General features: G+C 42.2%; 6 protein-coding genes. 4 read left to right on the top strand and 2 right to left on the bottom strand.

What is annotated here, in order from left to right; translation table 11 throughout:
* Positions 1-47 (bottom strand): helix-turn-helix domain-containing protein (locus O9332_RS28205; RefSeq protein ID WP_353737710.1); only part of this gene is annotated, 47 nt, incomplete at its 3' end.
* A 90-nt stretch (positions 48-137) separates the two neighbouring features.
* Here O9332_RS28205 and O9332_RS21975 point away from each other — a divergent pair.
* Positions 138-554 (top strand): response regulator, encoded by a 417-nt coding sequence (locus O9332_RS21975; protein ID WP_002763842.1) that lies wholly within the window; start codon positions 138-140, stop codon positions 552-554.
* Here the strand turns inward: O9332_RS21975 and O9332_RS21980 are convergent, their stop codons facing one another.
* A complete protein-coding gene (locus tag O9332_RS21980) occupies positions 555-737 on the bottom strand; it encodes a hypothetical protein (RefSeq protein WP_002763844.1) in 183 nt (60 codons plus the stop codon).
* A 254-nt stretch (positions 738-991) separates the two neighbouring features.
* Between O9332_RS21980 and O9332_RS21985 the strand changes: the two genes are divergently transcribed.
* From O9332_RS21985 to truB, 3 genes are all read left to right on the top strand, one after another.
* Positions 992-2,563 (top strand): hydantoinase B/oxoprolinase family protein, encoded by a 1,572-nt coding sequence (locus O9332_RS21985; protein ID WP_288027427.1) that lies wholly within the window; start codon positions 992-994, stop codon positions 2,561-2,563.
* A gap of 127 nt (positions 2,564-2,690) precedes the next feature.
* Positions 2,691-3,725, top strand: coding sequence for a tRNA (adenosine(37)-N6)-threonylcarbamoyltransferase complex transferase subunit TsaD (tsaD, locus tag O9332_RS21990; protein WP_288027429.1), 1,035 nt, complete (start codon positions 2,691-2,693; stop codon positions 3,723-3,725).
* Between the two features lie 280 nt (positions 3,726-4,005).
* On the top strand, positions 4,006-4,887 hold the full coding sequence (gene truB / locus O9332_RS21995; protein ID WP_002763851.1) for a tRNA pseudouridine(55) synthase TruB: 882 nt from the start codon (positions 4,006-4,008) through the stop codon (positions 4,885-4,887).
* The last annotated feature ends 242 nt before the right edge of the window (positions 4,888-5,129 follow it).

The raw sequence follows: 5,129 nt of genomic DNA on the forward strand, positions 1-5,129 counted from the left end.
TCTTGTGTTGGTGTGGGGTAAAATCGAAACGAATAGGCTTTTTCCATGTCTCACATTTTAGCATATATTTCGTAAATGTGCTAATATTTAACAGTAAAGCCGTCGTAGAACGACGGGGTTTCAGACCCAAATTTTCGATGAAGCCGAGAGAGACAATTAAAGTCTTGATTGCCGACGATCACGAGCTAACTTCTTTAGTCCTCAAGACCTTAATTTCCCAGCAGCCGCATCGTCAGGTGGTGGGAATTGCGGTTAATGGTCAACAGGCGATCGCCTTGGCGAAAATTTATCAACCAGATGTAATTATTTTAGATGTACGGATGCCTGTCTTAAATGGACAGAGCGCCGCTATTCAGATCAAACAATTCGACCCTTATGTCCGCATTATCGCCTATAGTTCCTTGGCAAATCTTCTAATGGAAAAAAATAATCAAACTACAGCCTTTGATCTATACTGCCCTAAAGATATATCTTCCCAAGATCTGATCAAAGCGATCGATGACTTGGGAAAATTAGCACAATCGGACAAATCTCAATTCCGTCGGGTCGGATAGTTAACTAAGTTTTTCTTCGGGAAAAGTTGCTTGAAACTCATCGAGTAATTCATCCAACTCCTCAAGAGCTTGATTAACGTCTAATCTCAGACCCCCAATGTCGGGTTTATCGCGCAATTGCAGTAAATAATCCCGTTTATTGGCCATTTGTTGCACTTTATCGATCAAGCTGGTTTTATCCATAATTCACCCTCTGGTACTGACTGCGATTATATATCAGTCAGCCCCTATCAGTGAACAGTGATCGGTGAACAGTGAACAGCCAGTGATCACTGGTAACTAGATCTCCTGCAAAAATCAAAAATCTTCTCTTGGGTGAGCAGACGGTAAACTCCGAGACAGGAGGAGAAAAAAGACAATAGACAGCTAACTGATAACTGATAACTGATAACTGATAACTGATAACTGATAACTGATAACTGATAACTGACTTTCCTATGTCCCCTCTCAATTCTCACCGCACAGAAATAACTACCGTTGCCGATCCTATTTATCTAGAAATCTTTAAAAATCTCTATCAATTTATTGCCGAAGAAATGGGGATTACTCTGCAAAATACGGCGGCAAGTGTCAATATTAAAGAGCGCCTAGACTTCTCCTGTGCTATCTTTGATGAGGTAGGAAATTTAATCGCCAATGCTCCTCATATTCCCGTCCATTTAGGTTCTATGTCCGATAGTGTCAAAAGCTTAATTCAGGATAAAGGTGAGACGATTCGTCCAGGGAATGTTTATCTGGCTAATAATCCTTATAATGGCGGTACTCACCTGCCGGATGTCACAGTAATTAGTCCTATTTTTGACCGCCAAAATCAGGAAATATTATTTTATCTTGCCTCCCGGGGACATCAAGCTGATATCGGTGGAATTACCCCCGGTTCTATGCCTCCCCATTCTGTCCATATTAGCGAAGAAGGAATTTTATTCGATAATTTTTTGCTGGTAGCGGCGGGACAGTTTCGGGAACAAGAATTAATTAATCACTTAACTAATAGTCCTTTTCCTGCACGCAATATCGCCCAAAATATTGCCGATTTTCAGGCACAAATAGCCGCTAATGCCAAGGGGGAAAGAGAATTACATAATATGGTTGAGCGCTACGGATTAGCTATGGTTAAAGCCTATCAACAGTTCGTTCAAGATAATGCGGAATTAGCGGTGAGAAAAGCTATATCTGTCCTGAAAGATGGTGAATTTACTTATTATCTGGATAACGGTGCTGTCATCAAGGTCAGAATTAGCATAGATATTGATAATTGTCAAGCAACCATCGATTTTACTGGCACATCTGACCAGTTAAATAATAATTTTAATGCACCCCTAGCAGTGACAAGAGCGGCGGTTTTATACGTTTTTCGTACCCTTGTGGAGGAGGCAATCCCTTTAAATGCTGGCTGTTTCAAACCCCTCCATTTAATTATCCCGTCTGGCTGTTTTCTTAATCCCGTTTATCCAGCGGCCGTAGTAGCAGGAAATGTAGAAACTTCCCAGGCAATAGTTAATACTTTATACGGTGCTTTAGGCATTCAAGCAGCCAGCCAAGGGACGATGAATAATTTCACTTTTGGCAATCAAGAATATCAATATTATGAGACTATTTGTGGCGGTTCTGGTGCGGGGGCAAATTTTGCGGGAACCGCTGCCGTGCAAACCCAGATGACTAATTCCCGTCTCACCGATCCAGAAGTATTAGAAATGCGCTATCCTGTGTTAGTAGAAAGTTTTAGCATTCGCCCCGATAGTGGCGGCAGGGGACAATATTCTGGAGGTGATGGTGTGATTAGAAGAATTAAATTTCAAGAGGCTATGACCGCCAATATTCTGTCGGGTAATCGCCTGATTCCCCCCTTTGGACTGGCGGGAGGAAAAGCTGGTAAAATAGGACGTAATGCCGTGGAAAGAAACGATGGAACTATCGAAGAATTGCCCGGTACTGCGACTGTAGAAATGAACCTTGGTGATATTTTTATTATTGAAACCCCCGGCGGTGGTGGCTATGGAAATTGCTGAATGATAACTTTAATTTTAATTAAGTACCTAAGCAAAATTAAGTAAGTGGTTATAATTAAATTAAAGATGGATCCCCCCTTAATCCCCCCTTAATAAGGGGGGTGTCTGACGATTTACTGATTAATTTATGACAATTATCTTAGCGATCGAAACCAGTTGCGATGAAACGGCTGTGGCTATTGTTAACAATAACCTGGTGTTGAGTAGTGTGGTTTCTTCTCAAATTGATCTCCATCGTCTCTATGGCGGTGTTGTGCCGGAAATGGCCTCCCGACAACACCTAGAAACCATTAATTTTTGTCTAGAAAAAGCTTGGCAAGAAACGGGGTTAAATTGGTCAGAAATTGATGGAATAGCCGCCACAGTTGCCCCCGGTTTAGTAGGTGCTTTAATGGTGGGAATGACGGCGGCTAAAACCCTGGCTATTGTCCACGATAAACCCTTTATCGGCATTCATCATCTCGAAGGTCATATCTATGCTTCCTATCTCGCTGAATCTGATCTTAAACCTCCTTTTTTATCTCTTTTAGTCTCTGGGGGTCATACCAGTTTAATCCATGTGCAGGCCTGCGGCAAATATCAACAATTAGGAACCACTAGAGATGATGCAGCCGGAGAAGCTTTTGATAAAGTGGCACGATTATTAAACTTAAGTTATCCGGGTGGTCCGATAATCGATCGCATGGCTAAAGATGGTAATCCGCAAGCTTTTCCCTTGCCTGAGGGTAAAATATCTTTACCAACCGGCGGTTTTCATGCCTACGATTCCAGTTTTAGTGGTTTAAAAACTGCTGTTTTGCGCTTAGTAGAGAAATTCGAGCCAGATAATTTACCTGTAGCTGACATAGCCGCTAGTTTTCAAGATACGGTAGCCAGAAGTTTAACCCGTCGGACAATCAATTGTGCCTTAGATTATGGCTTAAAAACTATTGCGATCGGGGGAGGAGTGGCGGCCAATAGTGCCTTAAGAAATCATCTGGAAACTGCCGCCAAAAATCATCATTTAACCGTCTATTTTCCGCCGCTTAAACTCTGTACCGATAACGCCGCTATGATTGCTTGCGCTGCCGTTGATCATTATGATCTTGGTCATTTTTCTGACCTTTCTATCGGTGTTCGTTCCCGTTTACCTTTAAGCGAAGTTATGCAATTATATAAGTAGGGTTTGCGGCAAAAGGTTTTCGGTGGGGGCAGGGTGTGGGGTGTAGGGTGTAGGGTGTAGGGTTTTAACTATTTTCAGCATGAAGCCCAACGCCCGATCATGTTACGCTACCGCTAACCCATCCTATAAATAATTGCGCCTCCCTACTTAATACGTCAGATTTTTAGATATCAGCCGTCAGTATTCAGTATTCAGAATTGAGGAGATTGCTTTTATCTATTCTCCCCATCACCCCATCACCCCACCACCCCACTTCATAATTCATAATTCATAATTTATAATGTTTGGCTTTTTAAATCTCAATAAACCCCCCGATTGGACTTCTCACGATTGCGTGGCCAAAGTCCGAAAAATTCTTAAGACAAAACGAGTCGGCCATGGCGGAACTTTAGATCCTATGGCTACGGGAGTTTTACCGATCGCCGTCGGGGCTGCCACCCGATTACTGGCCTATTTACCCGAAAATAAGGCTTATCGGGCAAAAATCCAGTTAGGACTCAGCACCGATACCGATGATATTACCGGAAAAGCGATCGCTACTTGTCCCTGGCCCGATTTAACTTTAGAGGCAGTTAAGCCGCATTTAGCGGAATTTATTGGCAATATTGCCCAGATTCCGCCGATGTATAGTGCTATTCACCAGGATGGTCGCCGTCTCTACGAATTGGCACGCAAAGGGGAAATAATCGCAGTGGAGCCTCGTCAGGTCAAAATTGACCAAATTACGGTTTTAGACTGGTTAGAGGGCGAATTTCCACAAATAGAGCTAGATATTCACTGTGGATCGGGGACTTATATCCGTTCCCTGGCCAGAGATTTGGGCAAGGTGTTAGCTGTGGGTGGCACTTTAGCCAGTTTAACTCGCACGGAAAGCTGTGGTTTTCAATTAGCCGATAGTATTAATCTGGAAGCTTTAATGGCTAATTCCGAGGGTTTAATTTCACCTCGCATTGCCTTGGCACATCTAGACTGGATTTCTTTGACATCAGAAAGAGTTATCGATTGGTTTCACGGCAGAAAAATTAATCTAACCGATACAAATGTTATGATCGGTTCTCTGGTTGCCGTGGAGTCTTTAGAAGCTCAATTTATCGGCATTGGTGAGATAGTTGTCAGAGAAGATGAATACTACCTACAGCCTAAAATAGTTATTCAGCAATAGGGTTAATAATTAGGGTCTGCTGAAAAAGTTATTGAAAAGTACAGGTCTCTTGATCAATGATTTCACTTAGCTACACCCATAAGCTTTAGTTGTCGATTAATGGTAATGATTCGGTAGTAGTGGCGTAGCTCTCTTGCTTACCTGGTATGAATTGTGTAAAATATTTATTAATAAAAATAATTGGAACCCGCTCAGTCTTTAAACCTCTAGCTTGATCATGACTTTTCTGATAAATATCTTTT

Source organism: Microcystis sp. LE19-10.1B, from assembly GCF_027530565.1.
GTDB classification, from domain to species: Bacteria; Cyanobacteriota; Cyanobacteriia; order Cyanobacteriales; family Microcystaceae; genus Microcystis; species Microcystis aeruginosa.

Coding starts and splice junctions, on each gene's coding strand:
- truB (WP_002763851.1), top strand. CDS start 4,006: ATGTTTGGCTTTTTAAATCTCAATAAACCCCCCGATTGGACTTCTCAC.
- tsaD (WP_288027429.1), top strand. CDS start 2,691: ATGACAATTATCTTAGCGATCGAAACCAGTTGCGATGAAACGGCTGTG.
- O9332_RS21980 (WP_002763844.1), bottom strand. CDS start 737: ATGGATAAAACCAGCTTGATCGATAAAGTGCAACAAATGGCCAATAAA.
- O9332_RS21985 (WP_288027427.1), top strand. CDS start 992: ATGTCCCCTCTCAATTCTCACCGCACAGAAATAACTACCGTTGCCGAT.
- O9332_RS21975 (WP_002763842.1), top strand. CDS start 138: ATGAAGCCGAGAGAGACAATTAAAGTCTTGATTGCCGACGATCACGAG.